General features: G+C 30.0%; 23 protein-coding genes and 2 pseudogenes. 19 read left to right on the forward strand and 6 right to left on the reverse strand.

Annotated elements, in window-relative coordinates; genetic code table 11:
• Positions 1–16 precede the first annotated feature (16 nt).
• From JJC03_RS10560 to JJC03_RS18830, 3 genes are all read right to left on the reverse strand, one after another.
• Positions 17–1882, reverse strand: coding sequence for an ABC-F family ATP-binding cassette domain-containing protein (locus JJC03_RS10560; RefSeq protein WP_088398056.1), 1866 nt, complete (start codon positions 1880–1882; stop codon positions 17–19).
• A gap of 104 nt (positions 1883–1986) precedes the next feature.
• Complete coding sequence (locus JJC03_RS18825; RefSeq protein ID WP_309597641.1) at positions 1987–3081, reverse strand: CocE/NonD family hydrolase; 1095 nt, start codon at positions 3079–3081, stop codon at positions 1987–1989.
• A gap of 47 nt (positions 3082–3128) precedes the next feature.
• A complete protein-coding gene (locus JJC03_RS18830; protein WP_309597642.1) occupies positions 3129–3839 on the reverse strand; it encodes a CocE/NonD family hydrolase in 711 nt (236 codons plus the stop codon).
• A 624-nt stretch (positions 3840–4463) separates the two neighbouring features.
• Between JJC03_RS18830 and JJC03_RS10570 the strand changes: the two genes are divergently transcribed.
• The 14 genes and pseudogenes from JJC03_RS10570 (at position 4464) to trxB (ending at position 13842) form a co-directional block, all read left to right on the forward strand.
• The gene (locus JJC03_RS10570) at positions 4464–4721 is read left to right on the forward strand and encodes a DUF1016 N-terminal domain-containing protein (RefSeq protein ID WP_235873297.1); all 258 of its coding nucleotides are present in this window, start codon (positions 4464–4466) and stop codon (positions 4719–4721) included.
• A 51-nt stretch (positions 4722–4772) separates the two neighbouring features.
• Complete coding sequence (locus JJC03_RS10575; protein WP_374226226.1) at positions 4773–5564, forward strand: glycosyltransferase family 2 protein; 792 nt, start codon at positions 4773–4775, stop codon at positions 5562–5564.
• A complete protein-coding gene (locus JJC03_RS19215) occupies positions 5564–5713 on the forward strand; it encodes a hypothetical protein (protein ID WP_258932653.1) in 150 nt (49 codons plus the stop codon). Before JJC03_RS10575 ends, JJC03_RS19215 begins: the two co-directional genes overlap by 1 nt.
• A gap of 304 nt (positions 5714–6017) precedes the next feature.
• Positions 6018–7247: a dihydrolipoamide acetyltransferase family protein gene (locus JJC03_RS10580; protein ID WP_374226227.1), complete on the forward strand. Its 1230-nt coding sequence runs from the start codon at positions 6018–6020 to the stop codon at positions 7245–7247.
• Entirely contained in the window at positions 7214–7327 is a 114-nt protein-coding gene (locus tag JJC03_RS19220) for a 2-oxo acid dehydrogenase subunit E2 (protein ID WP_374226228.1), read from the forward strand. The genes JJC03_RS10580 and JJC03_RS19220 overlap by 34 nt, the downstream gene beginning before the upstream one ends.
• Before the next feature lie 114 nt (positions 7328–7441).
• Complete coding sequence (locus JJC03_RS10585; protein ID WP_088398061.1) at positions 7442–8215, forward strand: 3'-5' exonuclease; 774 nt, start codon at positions 7442–7444, stop codon at positions 8213–8215.
• Positions 8216–8289: 74 nt separating this feature from the next.
• Positions 8290–8901 (forward strand): fumarylacetoacetate hydrolase family protein, encoded by a 612-nt coding sequence (locus JJC03_RS10590; RefSeq protein WP_088398062.1) that lies wholly within the window; start codon positions 8290–8292, stop codon positions 8899–8901.
• The gene (locus JJC03_RS10595; RefSeq protein WP_088398063.1) at positions 8901–9245 is read left to right on the forward strand and encodes an Hpt domain-containing protein; all 345 of its coding nucleotides are present in this window, start codon (positions 8901–8903) and stop codon (positions 9243–9245) included. Before JJC03_RS10590 ends, JJC03_RS10595 begins: the two co-directional genes overlap by 1 nt.
• Before the next feature lie 101 nt (positions 9246–9346).
• The gene (locus JJC03_RS10600; protein WP_103714331.1) at positions 9347–10597 is read left to right on the forward strand and encodes a CinA family nicotinamide mononucleotide deamidase-related protein; all 1251 of its coding nucleotides are present in this window, start codon (positions 9347–9349) and stop codon (positions 10595–10597) included.
• A gap of 73 nt (positions 10598–10670) precedes the next feature.
• Positions 10671–10907, forward strand: a complete 237-nt coding sequence (gene rpmB / locus JJC03_RS10605) for a 50S ribosomal protein L28 (RefSeq protein ID WP_014166479.1) — start codon at positions 10671–10673, stop codon at positions 10905–10907.
• Between the two features lie 30 nt (positions 10908–10937).
• Positions 10938–11120, forward strand: a complete 183-nt coding sequence (gene rpmG, locus JJC03_RS10610) for a 50S ribosomal protein L33 (protein ID WP_008253902.1) — start codon at positions 10938–10940, stop codon at positions 11118–11120.
• A 46-nt stretch (positions 11121–11166) separates the two neighbouring features.
• Positions 11167–11319 (forward strand): DUF4295 domain-containing protein, encoded by a 153-nt coding sequence (locus tag JJC03_RS10615; RefSeq protein WP_014166478.1) that lies wholly within the window; start codon positions 11167–11169, stop codon positions 11317–11319.
• A 257-nt stretch (positions 11320–11576) separates the two neighbouring features.
• A pseudogene (ftsY, locus tag JJC03_RS10620) lies at positions 11577–12528 on the forward strand (signal recognition particle-docking protein FtsY).
• 363 nt (positions 12529–12891) lie between these two features.
• Positions 12892–13842, forward strand: coding sequence for a thioredoxin-disulfide reductase (gene trxB / locus JJC03_RS10625; protein WP_088398947.1), 951 nt, complete (start codon positions 12892–12894; stop codon positions 13840–13842).
• 61 nt (positions 13843–13903) lie between these two features.
• Here the strand turns inward: trxB and JJC03_RS10630 are convergent, their stop codons facing one another.
• A complete protein-coding gene (locus tag JJC03_RS10630; protein WP_235874332.1) occupies positions 13904–15073 on the reverse strand; it encodes an IS256 family transposase in 1170 nt (389 codons plus the stop codon).
• A gap of 258 nt (positions 15074–15331) precedes the next feature.
• Positions 15332–16219 (reverse strand): annotated as a pseudogene (locus tag JJC03_RS10635) (DUF6607 family protein).
• 88 nt (positions 16220–16307) lie between these two features.
• On the opposite strand from JJC03_RS10635, the gene JJC03_RS17880 reads away from it, so the two are divergent.
• From JJC03_RS17880 to JJC03_RS10655, 5 genes are all read left to right on the forward strand, one after another.
• Positions 16308–17642 carry a TonB-dependent receptor plug domain-containing protein gene (locus JJC03_RS17880; protein WP_258931609.1) on the forward strand — a complete coding sequence of 445 codons (1335 nt, stop codon included), beginning with the start codon at positions 16308–16310 and terminating at the stop codon, positions 17640–17642.
• On the forward strand, positions 17561–18439 hold the full coding sequence (locus JJC03_RS17885) for a TonB-dependent receptor domain-containing protein (RefSeq protein WP_258932614.1): 879 nt from the start codon (positions 17561–17563) through the stop codon (positions 18437–18439). Before JJC03_RS17880 ends, JJC03_RS17885 begins: the two co-directional genes overlap by 82 nt.
• Positions 18440–18503: 64 nt before the next feature.
• On the forward strand, positions 18504–19592 hold the full coding sequence (locus JJC03_RS10645; RefSeq protein ID WP_088444574.1) for an HmuY family protein: 1089 nt from the start codon (positions 18504–18506) through the stop codon (positions 19590–19592).
• Between the two features lie 102 nt (positions 19593–19694).
• Positions 19695–20303: a hypothetical protein gene (locus JJC03_RS10650; protein WP_235873299.1), complete on the forward strand. Its 609-nt coding sequence runs from the start codon at positions 19695–19697 to the stop codon at positions 20301–20303.
• On the forward strand, positions 20297–21025 hold the full coding sequence (locus JJC03_RS10655; RefSeq protein ID WP_258932615.1) for a T9SS type A sorting domain-containing protein: 729 nt from the start codon (positions 20297–20299) through the stop codon (positions 21023–21025). The genes JJC03_RS10650 and JJC03_RS10655 overlap by 7 nt, the downstream gene beginning before the upstream one ends.
• Positions 21026–21133: 108 nt before the next feature.
• Here the strand turns inward: JJC03_RS10655 and JJC03_RS10660 are convergent, their stop codons facing one another.
• Positions 21134–21967: a GIN domain-containing protein gene (locus JJC03_RS10660; protein WP_235819345.1), complete on the reverse strand. Its 834-nt coding sequence runs from the start codon at positions 21965–21967 to the stop codon at positions 21134–21136.
• Positions 21968–21997 lie beyond the last annotated feature (30 nt).

Raw genomic sequence — 21997 nt, forward strand, 5'->3', positions numbered from 1 at the left:
TAATTACTTTTTATTATTATTCTTCCATCTTCGCACTCAACTCGAACCAACGTTCTTCGTTTTCTTCTAATTTTTGGATGATTTTTTGTAATTCATTAGCTTTAGATTCGATTTGGTCATCAGCAACATTGCCATTTGAAAATTGATCTTCAATTTCTTTCTTTTTCGCCTCTAAATCCTTGATTTCTCTTTCAATTTTTTGAAATTCTTTTTGCTCTTGAAAAGTTAAACCTTGTTTGACTTGTTTCTCTTTCCATGATTTTGCGGGGGACGAAGCAATCTTTTCGTCTTTTAGAGGTTCGTTACTATCTTCATAAGCTCTAAAATCAGAATAGTTACCTGGGAAATCCTCAATCACCCCTTGCCCTCTAAACACAAACAAATGATCTACAATTTTATCCATAAAATAGCGATCGTGACTTACCACTAAAAGACAACCTGGATAATCTAATAAGAAATTTTCAAGTACATTCAATGTTACGATATCCAAATCATTGGTAGGCTCATCTAGTATTAAAAAATTCGGATTTTGAATTAAAACAGTGCATAAATACAAGCGTTTTAATTCGCCACCACTTAATTTTTCTACATAATCGTGTTGTTTTTTACGGTCAAATAAAAAGCGTTCCAATAAGCCACCAGCCGAAATGGTTCTTCCTTTTGTGAGAGGAATATATTCTCCAAACTCCTTAATAATATCAATTACTTTTTGTTCTGGTTTAGGGTTGATGCCTGCTTGGGTATAATAGCCCACTTTAATGGTTTCGCCTATCACTACTTTACCGCCATCGGGTTGAATGGTTTGTGTAAGGATGTTTAAGAAAGATGATTTTCCAGTACCATTTTTACCAATAATCCCGATGCGCTCTCCTTTGTTAAAGGTGTAGTCAAAGCCATCAAGAATAATTCGTTCATTAAATTTTTTAGAAACTTTATGAAGTTCGATAATCTTACTTCCCATGCGTTCCATATTAATTTCTAATTCCACTACATTTTCTCTGCGACGACTTTGGGCTTTTTCTTTGATGACATAAAAGTCATCTTGGCGTGATTTCGATTTAGTGGTACGCGCTTTAGGTTGACGACGCATCCATTCCAGTTCTTTTACAAAAAGGTTTTTAGCTTTGTCAATACTTGCATTTTCAGAGGCTATTCGTTCTTCTTTTTTTTGTAAATAATACGAATAGTTTCCTTTGTATTGGTAAATTTTACCATTTTCTAGTTCGATAATTTCATTACATACACGCTCCAAAAAGAAACGGTCGTGGGTTACCATAAATAAAGTAATGTTTTCTTTGGCAAAATAATTCTCTAACCATTCAATCATTTCTAAATCTAAGTGGTTAGTAGGCTCATCTAAGATCAATAAATCAGGTTTGTTAATCAAAATGATCGCTAATGCCAGACGTTTCTTTTGTCCTCCTGATAAGTTTTTAACTTTAAGTTTTAAGTCTTCTAGTTTTAGTTTGAAAAGAATTTGCTTGTATTGCGTTTCAAAATCCCAAGCATTATGACGATCCATATTGTCAAAAGCTTTTTGGTAAGCTTCTTCCTCTTCAGGATTTTGCAATGCTTTTTCGTATTGTTCTATTACTTTCAGGATTTCATTATCACTAGCAAAAATGCTTTCTTCAATGGTTAATTCATTTTGTAAATTAGGTTCCTGCGATAAGAAAGCCATACGGATTTCTTTTCGCATAATGATTTGACCACTGTCAGGAGTATCTTCACCCGTTATAATTCGAAGAATAGAGGTTTTTCCTGTACCATTTTTAGCTACGAAAGCTATTTTTTGATCTTTATTAATGCCAAAAGATAAATCTTCAAACAAAACGCGTTCGCCATAAGATTTGGATATATTTTCTACTGAAAGGTAATTCATAATTAATTAGATAATTTGAAGATGAATCAATTTGAAAATTGATTGATGCAAAAGTAGGGATTTGCTATTCAAAAAAAAAGCTGTCCTGGAAGGACAGCTTATAACTATTTAAGAATATCAGCTTCAATAGAGCTGTTATTGTAAATTTTAATGAAAGCTTTTGTATAATCTTCTTTGTTTGCCAAATGAGGGTTGTCTATGAATTTTTGTGGATTAATAGCCATTAAAGGGTACCATGAACTTTGTACTTGAATTTGTATTTTGTGTCCTTTTTTAAAAGTATGTAATACATCTTGAAGTTTAAATTTAACTGTAGTTTGTTGGTTTGGGGTTAAAGCTTCAGGTTTTTCAAAGCTATTTCTAAATCGAGCAGGCATGATTTCACTCCGAACCATTTGATGATAATTAGCCATGATGACACTTGGTCTTTCTGGGTTTTCTTTTTCATTGGCAGGATATACATCTATTATTTTTATTATAAAATCAGCATCAGTAGAGGAACTGCTTACAGTTAAATTAGCTGTTAATTCACCAGCAAATGTAATATCTTCAGTTAGAATATCAGTAGTAAAGGTTACTACATCGGGTCTACTTGTTGCAAATCTTTGGTCTTCACTCATGTATTTTCTAGGGGTAAAATTGTTTAGTTCATTAAAAATCATGGTGCTCGGTACAGGTTTGTTAGGGTCGCTAAAATATTCTGAACTGTTTTGAATATTAGGTTTAGAATTAGTTAATTGACCGTTTTCAACTAAGTAAAAATTTAATTTCGTTTTGTTATTTGGTGGCCAAGAGGAGAATTCATTCCATTTTTTATTCCCTGTGTCATACATATAAGCTTCAGGCAATGCTACAGGATTTTTAGAATTTTCTTTGAGATAATGATTAAAAAATTTGCGTTCTATATTTCGTTTGTAAAATGTAGCAATACTATCGCCAAAATAAATATCATTATGATAGTGCTTGCCTTCTTCTATAGCCCAACCGCCATGTGAAAAGGGACCCATTACAATCGTATTTTGTGTTTTAGGGTTGTTTTTTTCTATGGTTTTATAAATGTTTAAAGGACCTGCTAAATCTTCTGCATCAAACCATCCGCCTACAGTAAGTATGGCATGTTTAATATTTTTTAGATGAGGAAGTAAGTTGCGTTTTTGCCAAAAAATATCATAATTAGGGTGTTTTAATACTTCTTGCATGAAAAAGTTATCTTTGTAATACTTGTCTGTAGCTTGTTTTAGGGTTCCTATTTCGTTGTAAAAAGACTTCCGTCTTTAGAAGTCGGTTTTATAAATGAATTTAAATACCATTGATCCGTTTCATTTTTTTGTTTTTGAACACCAAATACTGGAAACGTACGGAAATAAGCCATTAAAAAAGCACCATTATGATGAAAATCATCAAAATAAAAATCGGATACAGGCGCTTGGGGAGAAGAGGCAACCAGTGCAGGGTGATTTGATAAGGCGCCAACTGCGGTGTAGAAACCAGGATAGGAAATGCCGTATTGTCCTACCTTTCCATTATTGTTCGGTATATTTTTGATTAACCAATCAATAGTATCATAGGTATCGGTACTTTCATCAATGTCTTTTTTTGTTTTATGATCTACTTGTGGGGTCATATTAGTAAATTGACCTTCACTCATATATCGACCTCTCACATCTTGAAAAACGAAGATGTATTTGTCTTTTTGAAGCTCTTTGCTATATCCTAATAAATTATCAAATTTATCTATTCCATAAGGAGCTACACTATAGCAAGTTCTCTGCATTAAAAAAGGATATGTATTTGTCTTAGAAATATCTTTAGGGATGTAGATACTAGTGAAAAGTTTAATCCCATCTCTCATGGTTATGTAAACTTCTTTTTTGGTGTAGTTTTGTTCTACTTCATTAGTTTGTGCGTCCATAGAGAGGCAGAATAGTAGAAAAAATAAAATTTTTAATGATTTCATTGTGATGTATTTATTATTTAATTTAAAAATAGAATCGCAGTCTCGTTGTTAAATAATTATAGGTTGGAGTATCAATTTGAAGGTGCTCATAGCCTAATGCAAAAAACATGTTTTTTAAGTGATATTTTCCTTTGATGTCAAAAAGTTTTGATAGGTTCGTTATTTATATGTTACTCTAAAGAATAGTGGAGTCGATGCTGAAGTTTTTAGTTACAAAGGCTTTCCTACTATAGCATAATATGAAAGGTAAAGGAAAAGATCTAAAAAATAAATTGTCACTTGCGTCGTTATAGTTAGTACGGCTTTGTTGATTAGGATTCGCTTGGGAAGTGTTTTGTGAATTGGTTTCCTTCTTGTTTAGTTCTTGCTTAGATTGATTTATTTTTTGACTAAATCCGTTAAAACAAAATAAAATGATGAATAAGTAAAGAAAATTGAAGTACTGTTCTTTAGATTGCATGGCTTTTCTATTATGTTGCTAAAATAAGGTATTTTTGATTTAGCATTCCAGTAATAGCCCCTTCTTTTTATTGCTTGGAATTTACTTTTGTTTTTATAAAATAAAGTTGCAATTTTGATTTTATAAAAATCGGATCGAAAGTTCCTGAGGTAATATGGAGTAAAATGAGGGCTTTTATTAAAGAAATCAAACAAATTCTTTCACAAGCAAGACAAAAAAACTATCAGGCAATTAATACTGCTACGATAGAGGTTTACCGTGATATTGATAGAAAAATAGTAGAAAAAGAACAAAACGGAAAAGAAAATAATAAAAGGATTTTCGTAGAAAATTCCAATGAATTTAGTAATGGTTTTTCGGAAAGGAATATTAGAAATTTTATACATTTTTATTTTACATTTCCAGAGATAGAGATTTCGTAGATACTGTCTGTCAAATTGAATTAATCTCATTTTCAAATTTACTCATTAAAAATGCAACTCTCCGTAATCATTCTCAACTACAACGTCCGCTATTTTTTAGAAACCTGCGTGTTAAGTGTTGAAAAAGCACTTCAAGGAATTGATGGAGAAATTATTGTGATTGATAATAATTCATCAGATGATAGCTGTGCGATGATGAAAGTTAAGTTTCCTGAGGTGAAACTGATTGAAAATAAAGAAAATTATGGTTTTCCTAAAGGGAATAATATAGGAGTTGCCCAGGCTAAAGGAGAATATATTTGTATACTAAACCCTGATACCATTGTCGCGGAAGATACTTTTCGAAAAGTCATTGCGAGGCACGAAGTAATCTCTTTTAAAATAGGTATAATAGGTTGCAAACTCATTGATGGCACTGGTAACTTTCTGCCTGAGTGTAAACGAGGTGTACCCACGCCTTGGGTAGCCTTTACCAAAATATTTGGATTATATAAAATTTTCCCAAAAATAAAATGGTTCAATCAGTACTATGCGCAGCATTTAAGTACGAATCAATCTGGTGAAGTGGATATATTAGTGGGAGCGTTTATGCTAATGAAGCGTCATTTGTATTTGAAATTAGGAGGTTTTGATGAGGGGTGTTTTATGTATTCAGATGACATAGATTTGAGTTATTTAGTACTAAAAGAAGGTTTACAAAATTATTATTACCATGATACGACTGTAATACACTATAAAGGAGAAAGTACTGCTCGAGATCAGAAGTATATTAAACGATTTAGTGATGCAATGCAGTTTTTTTATAATAAGCATTTTGGAAGAGCTCTTTTTTTAATTTTATAATGAAGTTAGGTGCTTTAGCATTTGCCTTATTTAAGAGTAAGCAACAAAAGCAAGTTTCCTATGATGTAGATGAATATGTTGTATATACCCTTAGTACGGAATTATGTGAAAAAGTTTCTAATTCTTTTCAAAAAAGAGTACTCAATTAACAGATATTAGTCAAAAACCGTTATTTTCGCATGACACTCAAGTAAAAAAAAGAATAGAAATAATACTAGATAATAATAGTTTTTCTTTTAAAGAAATCATTGCTTTTTTAGAAAAAAATAAGAATAGCGGTTTTACTTTTAAGATTCTTCCAATGAATTCTGATTTTATACTCGGAAGTAACAGTAGTAATGATAAAGGTGAAGTTTATTTGTTGAGGTAAAAATTGTATTAAACGAAATTATTAATCAAAATAATTATTAATTTTGCAATCCAAATAAGAAAACACAACTTTAGTTTAAAAATATGGCAAGGTTTGAATTGAAATTGCCCAAAATGGGTGAGAGTGTTGCGGAAGCAACTGTGACCAATTGGTTAAAAAATGTGGGAGACCACATTGAAATGGATGAGGCAGTGCTTGAAATAGCTACAGATAAAGTAGATAGCGAAGTGCCAAGTGAAGTAGCGGGAACGTTAGTTGAAATTTTATTTCAAAAAGACGATGTGGTACAAGTAGGTCAAACAATTGCTATTATTGAAACAGAAGGAGGTATAGTAGTGGAGTCAGCTCCTAAAGTAGAGGTTAAAGTAGAAAATATTCCTGTTTCTGAGGTTGCTAAAACCGTGGAAGTTGCTAAAGATACTGTAGCTTCAGTTGATTTTTCATCTTCGGATAAATTTTTCTCTCCACTTGTGAAAAATATCGCTAAAGAAGAAGGTATTTCGTTAATGGAACTTGAATCTATTCAAGGAACGGGTAAGGATGGAAGAGTAAATAAAGACGATATTTTAAATTATATTAAAAACAGAGGTAGTCAGTCAGTTTCTACTCCAGTAGCGCAAGCAGCTAAGACAGCTCCTGTTGTGTCATCGTCAGTAAGTCAAGCAGTTCCTGTTTCAGTAAATGGGCAAGATGAGATTGTAGAAATGGATAGAATGCGTAAGCTGATTTCTAAATATATGGTAGAGTCAGTACAGACTTCAGCTCACGTACAATCATTTATAGAGGTAGATGTGACTAATATTGTAAAATGGAGAGATAAAGTTAAAAATGCTTTTGAGAAACGCGAAGGTGAAAAGTTAACTTTTACTCCAATTTTTATGGAAGCTGTAGCTAAAGCATTACGCGATTTTCCTGGTATGAATATTTCGGTAGATGGTGATTATATTATTAAAAAGAAAAATATTAATTTAGGAATGGCAGCAGCTTTACCTAATGGTAATTTAATTGTTCCTGTAATTAAAAATGCAGACCAATTAAATTTAGTGGGTATGGCAAAAGCAGTAAATGATTTAGGGAATCGTGCAAAAGCAGGAAAATTAAAACCAGATGATACACAAGGAGGAACCTATACTGTAACTAATGTAGGATCTTTTGGTTCTGTTTTTGGAACACCTATCATTAATCAGCCACAAGTAGGTATTTTAGCATTAGGAGCTATTCGTAAAGTACCAGCAGTTATTGAAACTCCAGAAGGTGATTTTATAGGTATCCGTCAAAAATGTTCCTTTCACATTCGTACGATCATAGAGTAGTAGATGGTGCGTTAGGAGGTACATTTGTAAAACGTGTGGCAGATATCTTGGAAGCTTGGGATATTAATAGAGAAATATAATTCTTAGATAGAGAACAGAAATTAAAAATCCAAATATGAAAACTTATTTGGATTTTTTTGTTTTATTAGATTTTTTAGATTTATATCTTTGTGATATTAACCAATAATAAATTAATGGAGTTAAAATTAAATCGTCCGATTTGTTTTTTTGACTTAGAAACTACTGGGACAGATATTTCAAAAGATCGAATTGTTGAAATTTCAATAATAAAAGTGTTTCCAAACGGAAATAAAGAGAGTAAAACATGGTTGGTAAATCCTACTATTCCTATTCCAGCGCAAGCTGCTGCTATTCACGGTATATCAGATGAAAAAGTGGCCAATGAGCCTACTTTTGCAGAATTAGCTAATCAAGTGCATAATATGATTAAAGATTCTGATTTAGCAGGGTTTAATTCAGATCGTTTTGATATCCCTTTGTTAGCTGAAGAATTATTGAGAGCTGGAGTTGATTTTGATATGAAAAATAGAGTTTCGGTAGATATACAGACTATTTTTCATAAAAAAGAAGAACGTACGTTAAGTGCAGCTTATAAATTTTATTGTAATCAAACTTTAGATAATGCTCACAGTGCTGAAGCGGATACGAATGCCACTTATGAAATTTTAAAAGCACAATTAGATCGTTATTCTGATTTAGAAAATGATATGAAAGTCTTGTCTGAATATACAACTCGAAAAAAATCAGTTGATTTTGCTGGTTTTATAGCTTTAAATGATAGAGGGCAAGAAATTTTTACTTTTGGGAAGCATAAAGGGGCTCTAGTAGAAGAAGTTTTTGATAGAGAGCCAGGGTATTTTGGATGGATTCAAAATGCTGATTTTCCTCTCTATACTAAAAAGGTATTGACAGGAATTAAGTTAAGAAAGTTGAATACAAAACAGTAAATAGTGATTAGTGGTTAGTAAATTGTAAAACTTTTTACTAATCACTAATTATTTTTTTACTAATCATTAAAAAAATGAAAATAATCTGCATAGGTCGTAATTATATAGACCATATTACTGAATTAAATAACGAGCGTCCTAATGAACCAGTTATTTTTATGAAGCCGGATACAGCTATTTTGCCAAAACAATTTCCTTTTGTTTTACCTGAATTTAGTAATGATGTACATCATGAGGTTGAGGTTTTGGTTAAAATTAATAAAGTAGGTAAGTATATTGATTCTAAATTTGCTCATAAATATTATGATGAAATAGGATTAGGGATAGATTTTACTGCTCGTGATTTACAGATAAAATTAAAAGAAAAAGGTTTACCATGGGAAACAGCAAAGGCATTTGACGGTTCAGCGGTAATAGGTGACTTTTTATCGAAAAAAGATTTTAGTTCGTTAGAAAATATTAACTTTGAATTAAGAAATAACTCACAAGTTGTTCAGCAAGGTAATACAAATCAGATGTTGTGGAAAATAGATGAAATCATTGCATATGTTTCGCAATATTTTACTTTAAAAACAGGTGATGTTATTTTTACAGGAACTCCTGCAGGAGTAGCAAAGGTAAGTCCAAATGATGTTTTGGAAGGATATTTAGAAAATAAACAACTATTTAAGATTCAAGTTAAATAATGGCAATTCATTACAATTTAGCAAAAGTATATGCAATTTCCGATGATGATGAAGATTTTGTACGTCAGATAATTACTCTTTTTGTAGAAGAAGTTCCAGTAGATGTAAAACAAATGAAAGAGGGGATTAATGATAAAGATTATGTCAAAGCATATGGTTTTGCTCATAAAACAAAACCTACTTTAGATTTGTTAGGAATGGATGCAGCTAAAGAAGAAATTCTACAAATTGAACAATGGACAAGAGATAAAGGGAAAAAGAAAGAAATTAAAGAAGTTTATAAAAGTTTAAAGACTAGAATAAATGCAGCTTTAGAAGAAGTAAAAAAAGATTTTAACTTGTAATAGAAAATTACTAGATTAAGAGTGAGGATTAGAAGGTGTTTTGGCAGTGTCAGAATCTTTTGATCCTTACTTTTTTGTGGTAAAATATATAAATAAAAGAGATGAGAGCTGCTATTGTAACTATAGGAGATGAGATATTAATTGGACAAATTACAGATACAAATTCTGCTTATATAGCAAAATCTTTAGATAAAATAGGAATTCAAACAATAGAAATGCTTTCTATATCAGATGATAAAGAGCATATTTTAAAAACACTTTCTTATTTACAAGATCAAGTAGAAATAGTAGTAATAACAGGAGGTTTAGGTCCTACTAAAGATGATATTACAAAAAAAACGTTATGTCAGTATTTAGATGATGTTTTAGTTTATGATCAAGATGTGTTAGCTCATGTAACGACTTTGATCGAAAATTATTTTAAGAGACCTATAACGCAATTAAATAAAGATCAGGCATTGATTCCGTCTAACTCTAAAGTTTTATTTAATCAAGTAGGAACAGCTCCAGGAATGTGGATGGAGAAGGGTAAGACAGTGTTTGTTTCTTTGCCAGGAGTGCCTTATGAAATGAAACACTTAATAGATCATGAAGTAGTACCGCGTCTAGTAGAAAAATTTGATCGTCCCTATATTTATCATCAAACGCTGATGACTTATGGTGTAGGTGAAAGTCTCTTAGCAGAACGAATTGAGGAGTGGGAGAGCGGATTGCCTGATTTTATAAAGTTAGCGTATTTACCCAGTCCTTTTCAAGTAAAGCTTAGGTTGACAGCTAGAGGTAATAATGAACAGTTTTTAAAGCAAAAAGTGGCTTTAGAAATAGAAAAAGTAAAACCTCTTATACAAGACTGTCTAGTAGGGTTAGACGAAGGGGAAACGATTGAATTTGTATTGGGTAAATTATTGACTCAAAAAAAAATGACCCTTTCAGTAGCCGAAAGTTGTACTGGAGGAAAGATGGCATCTTTGTTAACTGCTGTTTCAGGGGCTTCTGTATATTTTAAAGGAGGTATTGTAAGTTATGCTACAGAAATTAAAGAAGAATTATTAAAAATAGATAAAGAACTTATAAAAGAATGTTCAGTTGTAAGTGAACAAGTGGCAGAAATGATGGCAAAAAATGTAAAAGAACTTTTAAAAACAGATTTTGCAATTGCTACAACGGGAAATGCAGGCCCTTCTAAAGGAGAGTCAGATGCTGAGGTAGGGACGGTATATGTTGCAATAGCAACACCTAAAAATGTTTTAGTAGAGAAATGTGAGTTAGGTCAGCCAAGAGAAAAAGTTATAGAAAGAGCTGTAAATAAGGGCTTTGAAATGTTGTATAAAGAAATTTTAAAAAATTACTAAAATAGTTTGTGTAATCGTTTTATTTTTTGTTACTTTGCACCCTGATTTTGAATAACGATAAAACATAAGTATAATGTCAAGAGTTTGTGACCTTACAGGAAAAAGAGCGATGGTAGGAAACAACGTTTCTCACGCTATGAACAAGACAAAGAGAAAATTCTCTGTAAACTTGATTAAAAAACGTTTTTACCTTCCTGAAGAAGATAGATGGATTACTTTAAGAGTAGCCGCTTCTACAATTAAAACAATTAATAAAAACGGAATTTCAGCTGTGTTAAAACAAGCACAAGCTAATGGATTAATAAAATAATCTATTCCTAATATTTAAATATACTTTAAGATGGCAAAGAAAGGTAATAGAATTCAGGTAATTTTAGAATGTACTGAGCATAAGACTTCTGGTGTACCAGGAACTTCTCGTTACATTACTACTAAAAATAAAAAGAACACTCCAGATAGATTAGAAATTAAAAAATTCAATCCTATCTTGAAAAGAGTGACTGTTCATAAAGAGATTAAATAATTTAGAGATTTTTATCAGTAAAAATTTCAATTAAAAAATGTAAGTCATGGCAAAGAAAACCGTTGCAACCCTACAGACAGCATCTAAGAGATTATCAAAAGCTATTAAAATGGTAAAATCTCCTAAAACTGGTGCTTATACTTTTGTTGAGGCTATCATGTCTCCTGAAGAAGTTGATGAATTTCTTAAAAAGAAATAATTTTATCTATTCAATATAAACAAAGCTGCTTCTTTCTTGAAGTGGCTTTTTTATTTTATATTTGCTTAAAAAAATATAAACAACAAAGTAGATGAAAAGTTTTATTAAAAAAATTAGCGAAGTGTAATTAGTTGATTATAAGTTTTTTGTTATGTGTTGAGTTATATTAAAATTTTATCTTACAAAATTTTATAGTTTTGTTGTTTTTGATTTATTCAATTAATAGGTCATTGGTGTAAATTGTAAATCATATATAAATGAATTTCTTTAAAAAATTTTTCTTCAGAAAAAAAAGAAACACTTGATAAAGGATTAGAAAAATCAAGTACTTCTTTCTTGTCTAAACTAACAAAAGCTGTTGCAGGTAAATCAAAAGTAGATGATGATGTCTTAGATAATTTAGAAGAAGTTTTGGTTACTTCTGATGTAGGAGTAAATACAACTTTAAAAATTATAGAACGTATTGAGTCACGTGTAGCTCGTGATAAATACTTAGGTACAGAAGAGCTTAATAAAATACTAAGAGAAGAAATAGCTTCTCTTTTGTCAGAAACTAATTCAGGTGAAGAGACTGATTTTGTTATTCCTGTTAATAAAAAACCGTATGTGATTATGGTTGTAGGGGTAAATGGAGTAGGTAAAACCACAACTATAGGGAAATTAGCGAATCAGTTTAAAAATGCAGGCTATAAAGTGGTATTAGGAGCGGCAGATACATTTCGTGCAGCAGCAATTGACCAGTTACAAATCTGGGCAGATAGAGTAGGTATTCCTATTGTAAAACAACAAATGGGTAGTGATCCTGCATCTGTGGCATTTGATACATTACAAAGTGCTGTTGCTCAAGATGCGGATATAGTAATTATAGATACAGCAGGACGTTTGCATAATAAAGTAGGTTTGATGAATGAACTTTCAAAAGTAAAACGAGTAATGCAGAAAGTGGTAGAAGATGCACCTCATGATGTATTATTAGTGTTAGATGGTTCTACTGGACAAAATGCTTTTGAACAAGCTAAAGAATTTACCGCAGCAACTGAAGTAACCTGTCTAGCGGTAACAAAACTAGATGGTACTGCTAAAGGAGGAGTTGTGATTGGTATCTCAGATCAATTTCAAATTCCAGTTAAATATATTGGAGTAGGTGAAGGAATTAATGATCTTCAAGTGTTTAATAAATTTGAGTTTGTAGACTCTTTCTTTAAATAATATGCAAAATTTTAAAGCGTTTCATTTCTTTCTTTTTGGAACATCAGCCCTTTTAGTAGCTCAGTATACTAAGGATGTAAGGATTTCCTTATTATTTTATACTGTAGCTTTAATACTATATATTTTAGCCTTAGTGAAATTTTATAAAGAAAAAAAATAACTAAAAAACAAAAAAAAAAGCTGAACTTAATATTCAGCTTTTTTAATTTTATTATCCTAAAAACTTAAATGTTTTTAATTACCTTTTTAGAAAAGAATTAATAAAATAAATAATTTATATTTATAAATGTATTGAAAACTGTAATTTGGGTTACTTTTATTACATTTAAAAATCATTATTTTTGATCTCTAAAAATTAATATTATGTCAGATACAATCGAAAGAGTTAAATGTTTGATTATAGGTTCTGGTCCTGCTGGTTATACGGCCGCTGTTTATGCAGCTAGAGCTAACATGAATCCTGTTTTATATCAAGGGACTCAACCAGGAGGACAATTAACTACAACTAATGAAGTGGAAAATTTCCCTGGCTATCCAGAAGGAATTACAGGTCCTGAAATGATGGTTCAATTAGAAATGCAAGCAAAACGTTTTGGAACAGATATACGTAATGGATGGGTTACTAAAGTAGATTTTTCTGGTGATTTACATAAAGTATGGATTCATGATGGGACTGAACTTTTGTGTGATACCGTAATTATTTCTACAGGAGCTTCAGCTAAGTATTTAGGTTTACCTTCAGAGCAACATTATTTAAATCTTGGAGGAGGAGTTTCGGCTTGTGCTGTTTGTGATGGATTCTTTTACCGTAATCAAGAAGTGGTTATTGTAGGGGCAGGAGATAGCGCATGTGAAGAAGCGCATTATTTATCTAAAATGTGTAAAAAAGTAACCATGCTTGTTCGTAGTGAGCAATTTAGAGCATCGAGAATTATGGAAGAACGTGTGCGTAAAACTGAAAATATAGTGATTTTAATGCATACAGAAACCGAAGAAATTCTAGGAGATGGTCAAGTAGTAACAGGTGTTAAAGCGAAAAATAAAACAACAGGAGAAATAACTGAAATTCCAGCTACAGGTTTCTTTGTTGCTATTGGTCATAAGCCTAATACAGATATATTTAAAGATTATATTACTTTAGATGAAACAGGTTATATTCTAAATGTTCCAGGTTCTTCAAAAACTAATGTAGCAGGTGTTTTCGTTGCAGGAGATGCTGCTGATCATGTGTATCGTCAAGCTATAACAGCTGCTGGTACTGGTTGTATGGCTGCTCTTGATGCCGAAAGATATTTAGCAGCAAAAGGACATTAAACTTTGTTTTCTTTGACACTATCCTACAAAGTGTGTAAGTTAAAAAGTTTAGGCTTGGATTTTATAATCTGAGCCTTTTTTCAAATATAAGATTAAATTGGTTTAAAACAATACCCCAATTTTGTATTGGCATCGACCATTTTTTAGTTGCTTCTTTTAAGGCAAGGTAAACCGATTTTATTACCGCCTCATCTGTTGGAAACGACATTTTGTTTTTGGTGTACTTGCGAATTTTCCCATTAAGATTTTCAATTAAATTTGTGGTATAAATGATTTTGCGGATTTCTAACGGGAAGTCAAAAAAGATGGTTAATTCGTCCCAATTTTCCCTCCAAGATTTGATAGCATATCCATATTTAGATTCCCATTTTTGAGCAAAATCTTCTAGAGCTAACTCGGCGGCTTGTTTTGTTGGTGCTGTATAGACTAGTTTCATGTCGGTTGTAAATTGCTTTTTATCTTTCCATACGACATATCTACAAGCATTTCTTATTTGGTGAACCACACAAATCTGTGTTTGTGATTCAGGAAAAACAGAACGTATGGTTTGAGTAAATCCGTTTAAATTATCGGTAGCCGTTATTAAAATATCTTCCACTCCGCGGGCTTTTAAATCGGTTAAAACACTCATCCAGAAGCTTGAACTTTCATTCTTACCTAACCACATACCAAGAACTTCTTTTCGTCCTTCATGATTAAGTCCTACTGCTAAATAGATAGTTTTATTGATTACTTTTGAGTTTTCACGAACTTTGAAAACAATTCCATCCATCCAAACAATTAAGTAAACTTCATCTAATGGTCTGTTTTGCCAGGTTACTATCTCACTTGCTACTGCATTAGTAATTCTTGAAATGGTAGAAGTTGAAATGTCAAAATTATACATTTCTTTGATTTGCTCTTCAATATCACTAACACTCATTCCTTTAGCATAAAATGAAATGATAACATTCTCTAAACCATCAATAATATTATGTCTTTTAGGGACTAAAACAGGTTCAAAACTACCTTCTCTATCTCTTGGGACTTTAATTTGATCTTCTCCAAAGGAAGTCTTAATCTTCTTGGTTCCATGACCATTACGATAATTGCCGTCAGAGGTTTTTTGATGTTTTTCGGTATCTAAGTGAGCATCTAGTTCGGCATTGAGCATGTGTTCTACTGCTCGTTTATGCATTTGCTTAAAAAAGGAAGATAAATCTTCTCCATTTTTAAAGGATTTAAAAAAAATCCTTGTTGTTTAATAAGTCTTCTTTGTCTATCATAACTATGTAAATATATAAAACGTTAAAAAGTTATTTCCGAAAAATTTTAGCTCTTTTAAGCGAGCTAATTTTTCAGAATAACTTTTTAACTTACACAGTTTGTGTTATACTGCCTTTTCTTTTCAAAAACAAAGTTATAGTTGTTTTACTTTTTAAGTCCCCTAATAAATAAAACCCTGTATAAGCTAAAATTATACGGGGTTTTATTTTGAAGATACGGTATCTTATTTTGTTACATATGTATCAATTATATTACTTATTTCTTCAGAAGAAGCTTCTGGTTTTAGTTCGAATAGTTTTGTGAATAAAGGTTGTTTTTCTTTTTTAATATCAAATCTTTATTTTGGTTAAATATTGAAGTCCATTTATTTCTAATATTTTTCCAAAGAGTATTATTTTTTTCCAATAATTTTGAGCTAGAATACATTTAGAATCATCAATTTTTCTATATACGTCATAACCTTTTTCTTCCGCTAATAAAGTATCATTATTTTCGCGTATTATTTTTTTATTATCTTGATTGTGAACCCAGCCAAACTCTTTAATCTCATGAATATTATTTCTTTTTAAGAGATTATAATCATTTCTTATAGTGTGTTCTCTTCTTGGCAGAGGAGCATCCGCTGTATTTTCCCAAAAATGTCTACCGTCAATATGTATCCAAGAAGCACTGCCCTCATAACGAGGACTATCATCAACTTGATATACTTTTTGAGTCCATTGTCCAGCGACTTGCTTCTTATCTAATTTTTGTATTTCCAGGTTTGATCTTTATCAAATAAATATAGATCTGTGTTTTCATATAGCCAATCTTGCCTCCAGTGTTTTACTATTGATTCTTCTGTGTTCCCTGTAATGAGTAAGTGTTGTAATGATAATTTATTAGGTTGATCTTCAGTTAATTCTATCCATTCTATAGCTTTTTCATGTTTTGAAGGAGAAGCTTTATAATCACTATTTTTTGAATAGTTAAATGTTTCTGCAAAATTAAATTCAACTTCATAGCATCCACACATTGATTTTATTGCTTTTCGATCTTCTTCCTTTTTGTCTTGTGCATAGTTTTTTGAAAATAGACTCACTAACAGAAGTACTAAAGTTATTTTTTTCATGTAGAGATTGTTTTTAAAAATTTGAGCAAATATATTAAATTAATTTAGAATAAATAAAAATAAGCTTATATTTGCCTTCTAATAAAGAATGAATACATCTTCTATTATGTGTAAAATAAAAATACTTGTCTTATCTCTTTTTGGTAATATGCTAATGGGACAAATTAAATTGAAGGACTCTTTACAAGTAAAAAAAATAGATGAAGTCGTAATAACAGGACAATTTAGCCCTCAATCATTAAAAAAATCTGTTTTTAATGTGAAAATTATTACATCTAAAGATATAGAAAATTTGTCTGCAAATAATTTTACTGATGTATTAAACCAATATTTAAATATCACTTTGCAGCCTAGTGGACTCAATGGTCGTTCTACAGCTTCTTTATTTGGATTAGATGCACAGTATTTTAAAATTATGGTAGATAATGTTCCTTTAGTTAATGAAAATGGATTGGGGAATAATATTGATCTTTCACAGATAAATTTAAATGATATAGAACGAGTTGAAATTGTAGAAGGTTCTATGGGAGTTACTCACGGAGCAAACACAGTTACAGGAGTATTAAATATAATAACAAAAAAGAAAATTCAAGGAAAACTGGCTTTACGTGTGGGAGTGCAAGAAGAAACTATAGGCAAAGAATTCAGTTTTTTTAATAAAGGGAGACATATACAAAATTTTAAGTTATCATATAGTTATAAAGGGAAATTATATTTTGATTTAGGTATTAATAGAAATGACTTTAAAGGATTTTATGATACCAAATATGGTAAGTTTTATACAGAAAATGATGGAAATAGAGGATTCCGTTGGCTCCCCAAAGAACAAATTAATGGAACAGCAACTATTGTTTATAACACAGATAATTTTACTTTGAATTATAAGTCTGAAATTTTTAATGAATTAGTGAAATTTTATAATAGCACTGTACAATCTGGATATCATGATGATTTAGGATATTATCGTTATACTAATGACAAACGATATTTTATAAATAGATTGTTTCATAATTTTAATTTTTCAGGAAATTTATATTCAAATATAAACTATACGGCTTCTTTTTCATATCAGAAGCAAGAACGAAAAGTCGAAAATTTTAAGTTTAATTTATATGATAAATATGAATCAAACAATGATCTTTTTAAGGATCAATCAATGGAGGTTTATTATAGTACAGGTTCTTTAAGTAATTTTTTTAATACAAATAAAGCGGACTTATTATTAGGTTATGAATTAGTTTCAAATAAAGGTTTTTCTATGATTCAAAAAGAAAATAATATTCTAGAACCTATTGAAAAAGAATTAACAATTATGATTTTTATGTTTCCAGTGAGTTATCAATTACTGACAAATTTTCACTTAAACCAGGATTGCGTTTTTCAATTCAATCTTTATTTCAAAATCAATATGCCTCTTCATTAGCTTTACGGTATTTGTTTGACAAAGGCATTGAGATGCGTTTATCTTATGGTACTTCCTATAGAACGCCTAATTTTACAGAACTTTATTCTAAACAAATTTTTGATGGACATTTCTTTTCAGGTAATGAAAAACTTATTCCAGAAACTAGCACATCTTATGAAGCTAGTATAAAAAAGGTACGTGATCTTAAAAATAAAACCATTTTATCAAGTCAGTTATCAGGTAGTTTTATTGATTTAAACAATAAGATAGATATGGTTTTGTTTCGATTTAATCCTGATACTGGTAATCCAGAATATCAATATGTCAACATTAGTAGATATAAAGTTTTAAATATAACCACTTTAACCCAGTTAAAGAATCAAAAAACATCAGTTAGTTTAGGAGCTTCTTTAGTAGGGGTTTTGCAAAACATTGATAATCAGTTATTTTATTCCGGTAAGGATTATTTATACTCCTTTAATTGTAATGCTAATCTATCATATTCTTTTTCAAAACCTCAAATTAATGTTTCTCTGTATTATAAATACAATGGAAGAGTTCAGCAATTAGTAGAAGGAGTTACTAAATATGAAATTTCCAAAATAGATTCATCTAATTGGCCCGATTTTACTTTGCAAAAAAAGATATTAAAAGGAAAAATAGAAACAAGTGTTGGGGCAAGAAATATACTGAATATAACAAATATAAACCAATCAGGAGTAGAACAGGCTAAAGGTCATGCAAGAAATACTCAACTTATGTTGGCTTATGGGCGTTCATTTTTTGTTAAAATACTCTATAATTTAAATTTTTAATTTTTTAGAAATTATAATTCTAAGCTTTTTTAATCTGAAAAGAAATAACTATAACTATCTAAATATGAAAAAAGGACTATTACTATTGTACTTTACCTCATTTTTTATCTCATGTTCAAAAGAGCCTGTAGATGAAAAACAAAAAACTTTAATAGCAAAGGAAGAAGTATTAAAGCCAGAGATAGGAGGACCTAACCAACCTAATCAAGTTTTTTTAGATTTGAGTGCAGTACAATATAAGGTTGTAAAGAGATCAACATGGGATCTTGGTTTTTACTCAGGAAAAGACTTTAGGGTGATTTTGAACAATTCTATATTTATGGCAACAAAGAAAACAGATCAAACAGATATAACTCTAGTTCAAAATCCTGATAAAAATGTAATTTCTTTGGGAGGTTTTAATTTAGCTAAAAATGGATATTGTGATGACGCTACAGGTATTTTGAATGGATCAGGGCAAGGAAAAGGGACTGCTATTGAGGAAATTTCTGCAGTTGATAATGATAATAAAGTCTATTTGCTTAATCTAGGTTTTGAAATCTCTAGTACAATTCCAGCAATAGGTTCAGTTAGTACAGAAGGAAAATCAAGAGGATGGAAGAAAATTAGAATACTAAGATACAGTAATAATGGTTATAGAATTCAATACGCTGATTTATCTGATAAAGATTTTAAAGAAAAAATAATATATAAAGATAAACTATACAACTTTACTTTTTTAAACTTATTTAAGGATGAAATTGTAACTGTAGAACCTAAAAAAGAGCTATGGGACTTATGCTTTACAACATTTACTAATTATATTTTGTCAGGGGATGATATTGTTACATATGGATTTGCAGATTTTGTTGTATCTAATATGAAAGGAGGAACTTTAGTATATGAAGTAAATACGTCAGAGTATTCATATGAAAAATTTAAAAAAGAAAATATAATAGAGTCTAACTTTAGCTCTTCTAAAACAGATCAAAGAATAATAGGTTCTAATTGGAGGATAGGAGGGTCGCAGTTTGGAGGATTACCCAGTATAAAAACAGATCGTTTTTATGTATTAAAAGATATTCAATCAAATTATTATAAAATAAAATTTCTTACACTAACTAATGATAAAGGAGAAAGAGGAAATACAAAAATTCAATACTCTTTATTATAAGTTTGATTTACTTCATTGTGAAAAAAGTCTCATAATACTTTCGTTTTTAATTTATATTTCATTTATGGAAATAAAATAATATTTAAAATAAACTATATACATATGAAAAATATAAAATTATTTTTATTAATAATTATTAATTGGAGTGCTTATTCTCAAATAACATATAATCCAGTTATTGAAAAAGTTAATTTAGGAAATGCTGGAGAAAATAAAGCTTATTATAAGTTTGATTCAGGAGTTGTTAAGAATGTAAAAAATACAATTAATTGGCATCTTGCTTTTCAAATAGACAGTGATAGAGGTTTTGGAATTAGAGCCAATACAAGTAGTGCGATTTTAACAGTTTATAAAACAGACAAAACAGAATTAAGTCAAGTAACTAAAGACAACTATACTACTTTAGCAAGAGGGTTTGAAAATGAATTATATAATAGTAATATAGATTGGAATATAGGTGCTTTAAATAATGACTATTGGGATGACCAGACCATTCCCAATAAATATTATATTGGTTGGGGTTCTTATGATATAAACACACATAAAGTTAATGGAACTCGCGTGTTTATCATAAAGCATTCAGTATTTAGAAATGGTACTTGGGGGAGTGATCATTATAAAGTAAAGATTAATTCTCGTTTTAGAAATTATGATTTTAGTTATTCAAAATTTGACGGTCAAAACTGGGGTCCAGAAAAAGGCAAATACTAAAAGATTTAGATTATAGAGATTCGGGAAGTAAATTTGTTTATTACAATCTAGAAACTCATGCTATTGTAGATGAAGAACCTGTATCATGGGATTTATTATTTACAACTTATGATCAAAATTTAAATAAGGCAGAAATAAGGCCAAGTGATAATATGTATACTGTAACTGGTTGTTTGCATAAATACGGACTTGCTGTTGCAGAAGTTCTAGAAGAAGATCATACTGTAAATTCTAATTTTGAAAACTTAACTTATAAAGAGGATATCAATGTTATAGGATATGATTGGAAAGAATTTAATTTTGATTATTCTAATCCAGATTATATAATGTCTAAAAAGAAATTTTATGTAAAAACTTTAAATGGAGATTATTATAGACTTTTTTTAAAGTATAAAGTGGTAAATGGTTTTGATCGAGAAATAGAAATTTATAAGCAAAAGTTAGAAAAAGAGCGATTGTCAGCTGACGATTTTAAAAATGATTTTTTTAAAATATATCCTACTATACTAACAAATTCAAAATTGAATATTGAAACTCCAGAACCAAAAGAATTTAAAAATATTCAATTATTAACTGCTACTGGTCAAATGGTTTATCAGCAAAATTTAAATTCTATTGTTAATCAATTAGAATTAAATTTACCAGAAAGTCTGAATAAAGGGATTTATATCGTAAAAATAAATACAGCTGATAAAACTCTTACTGCAAGAGTTGTCAAATAAAATTCTTTTTGACACTATATTATAGGATAATCTGTATATAAAATAAAGGCTATGCTCGTTTTGAGTATAGCCTTTTTAGAATTAAGTTAAAAATATTTTGTATAACAATTATTTTGTTTTTTTCATTAAGATAGCTTCATCTGCAAATTTAATTATTTCAATTTTAGGCTCTCCGTAAATAGCTAGTTTACTTTTTCCTGATGCTGATATAGCTAATTTTCCATTGGTAGAAATATCACAGTCTGTATACCCTTCAACAGTTAGTGTTGTGTTTTTTGAAGTTAAATTTTTTCCTTCATATTTGGTATTATTATCTAAACGTAATTTTAACTCATTCGTATCACCTTCTATAGCTGCTGAAGATTTTTGATACATATCTATTTTTACAGAATTTGTGTTTATTAAAGCTTTTAAATCAGCATTTTTACTCATCTCTATAACAGCATTATTTCCTTTTAAATTTAATTCTATTTTAGATTTGTCATTACTAATTAATGTAAAATTAGGAATTGTAGCATTTACAGATGTTTTAGAATAGTCTAATGCTTTAATAGTTAGTTTTTTAACGTTCAAATCGTTAAAGGCATTAAGTTTAGAATGATGTTTTACGCTAATTAATTTTAGACTATCGGTATAAAAAATGCGAACATCAATTTTTTTATAAGTTGTTATTTCTTTATTTGTATTAAGACGTAATGTTTTTCCATAAATTTTACGGTCTATTGCTTCATGTAAATTATCATCTGCCTCAATTTCAATAGCATTTTTTTCGGCTTTTATTAAGTATACTTCTAAGTTGTCCTCTATTTCAATTTCTTCAAAAGTTTCGGTTTCATATTTTTCAGTTTTCACCATTTTAGTTCCTTTGATTCTTTCTTTGTTTTGAGAAAAAGCAAGAGTAGATGTGATCAGGCAGATAAATAATAAGCTAATTTTTTTCATTTTTGTAGAATTTGGTAAAAGACAAAGATA

This window comes from Flavobacterium oreochromis (genome assembly GCF_019565455.1).
In the GTDB taxonomy this organism is placed as follows: Bacteria; Bacteroidota; Bacteroidia; order Flavobacteriales; family Flavobacteriaceae; genus Flavobacterium; species Flavobacterium oreochromis.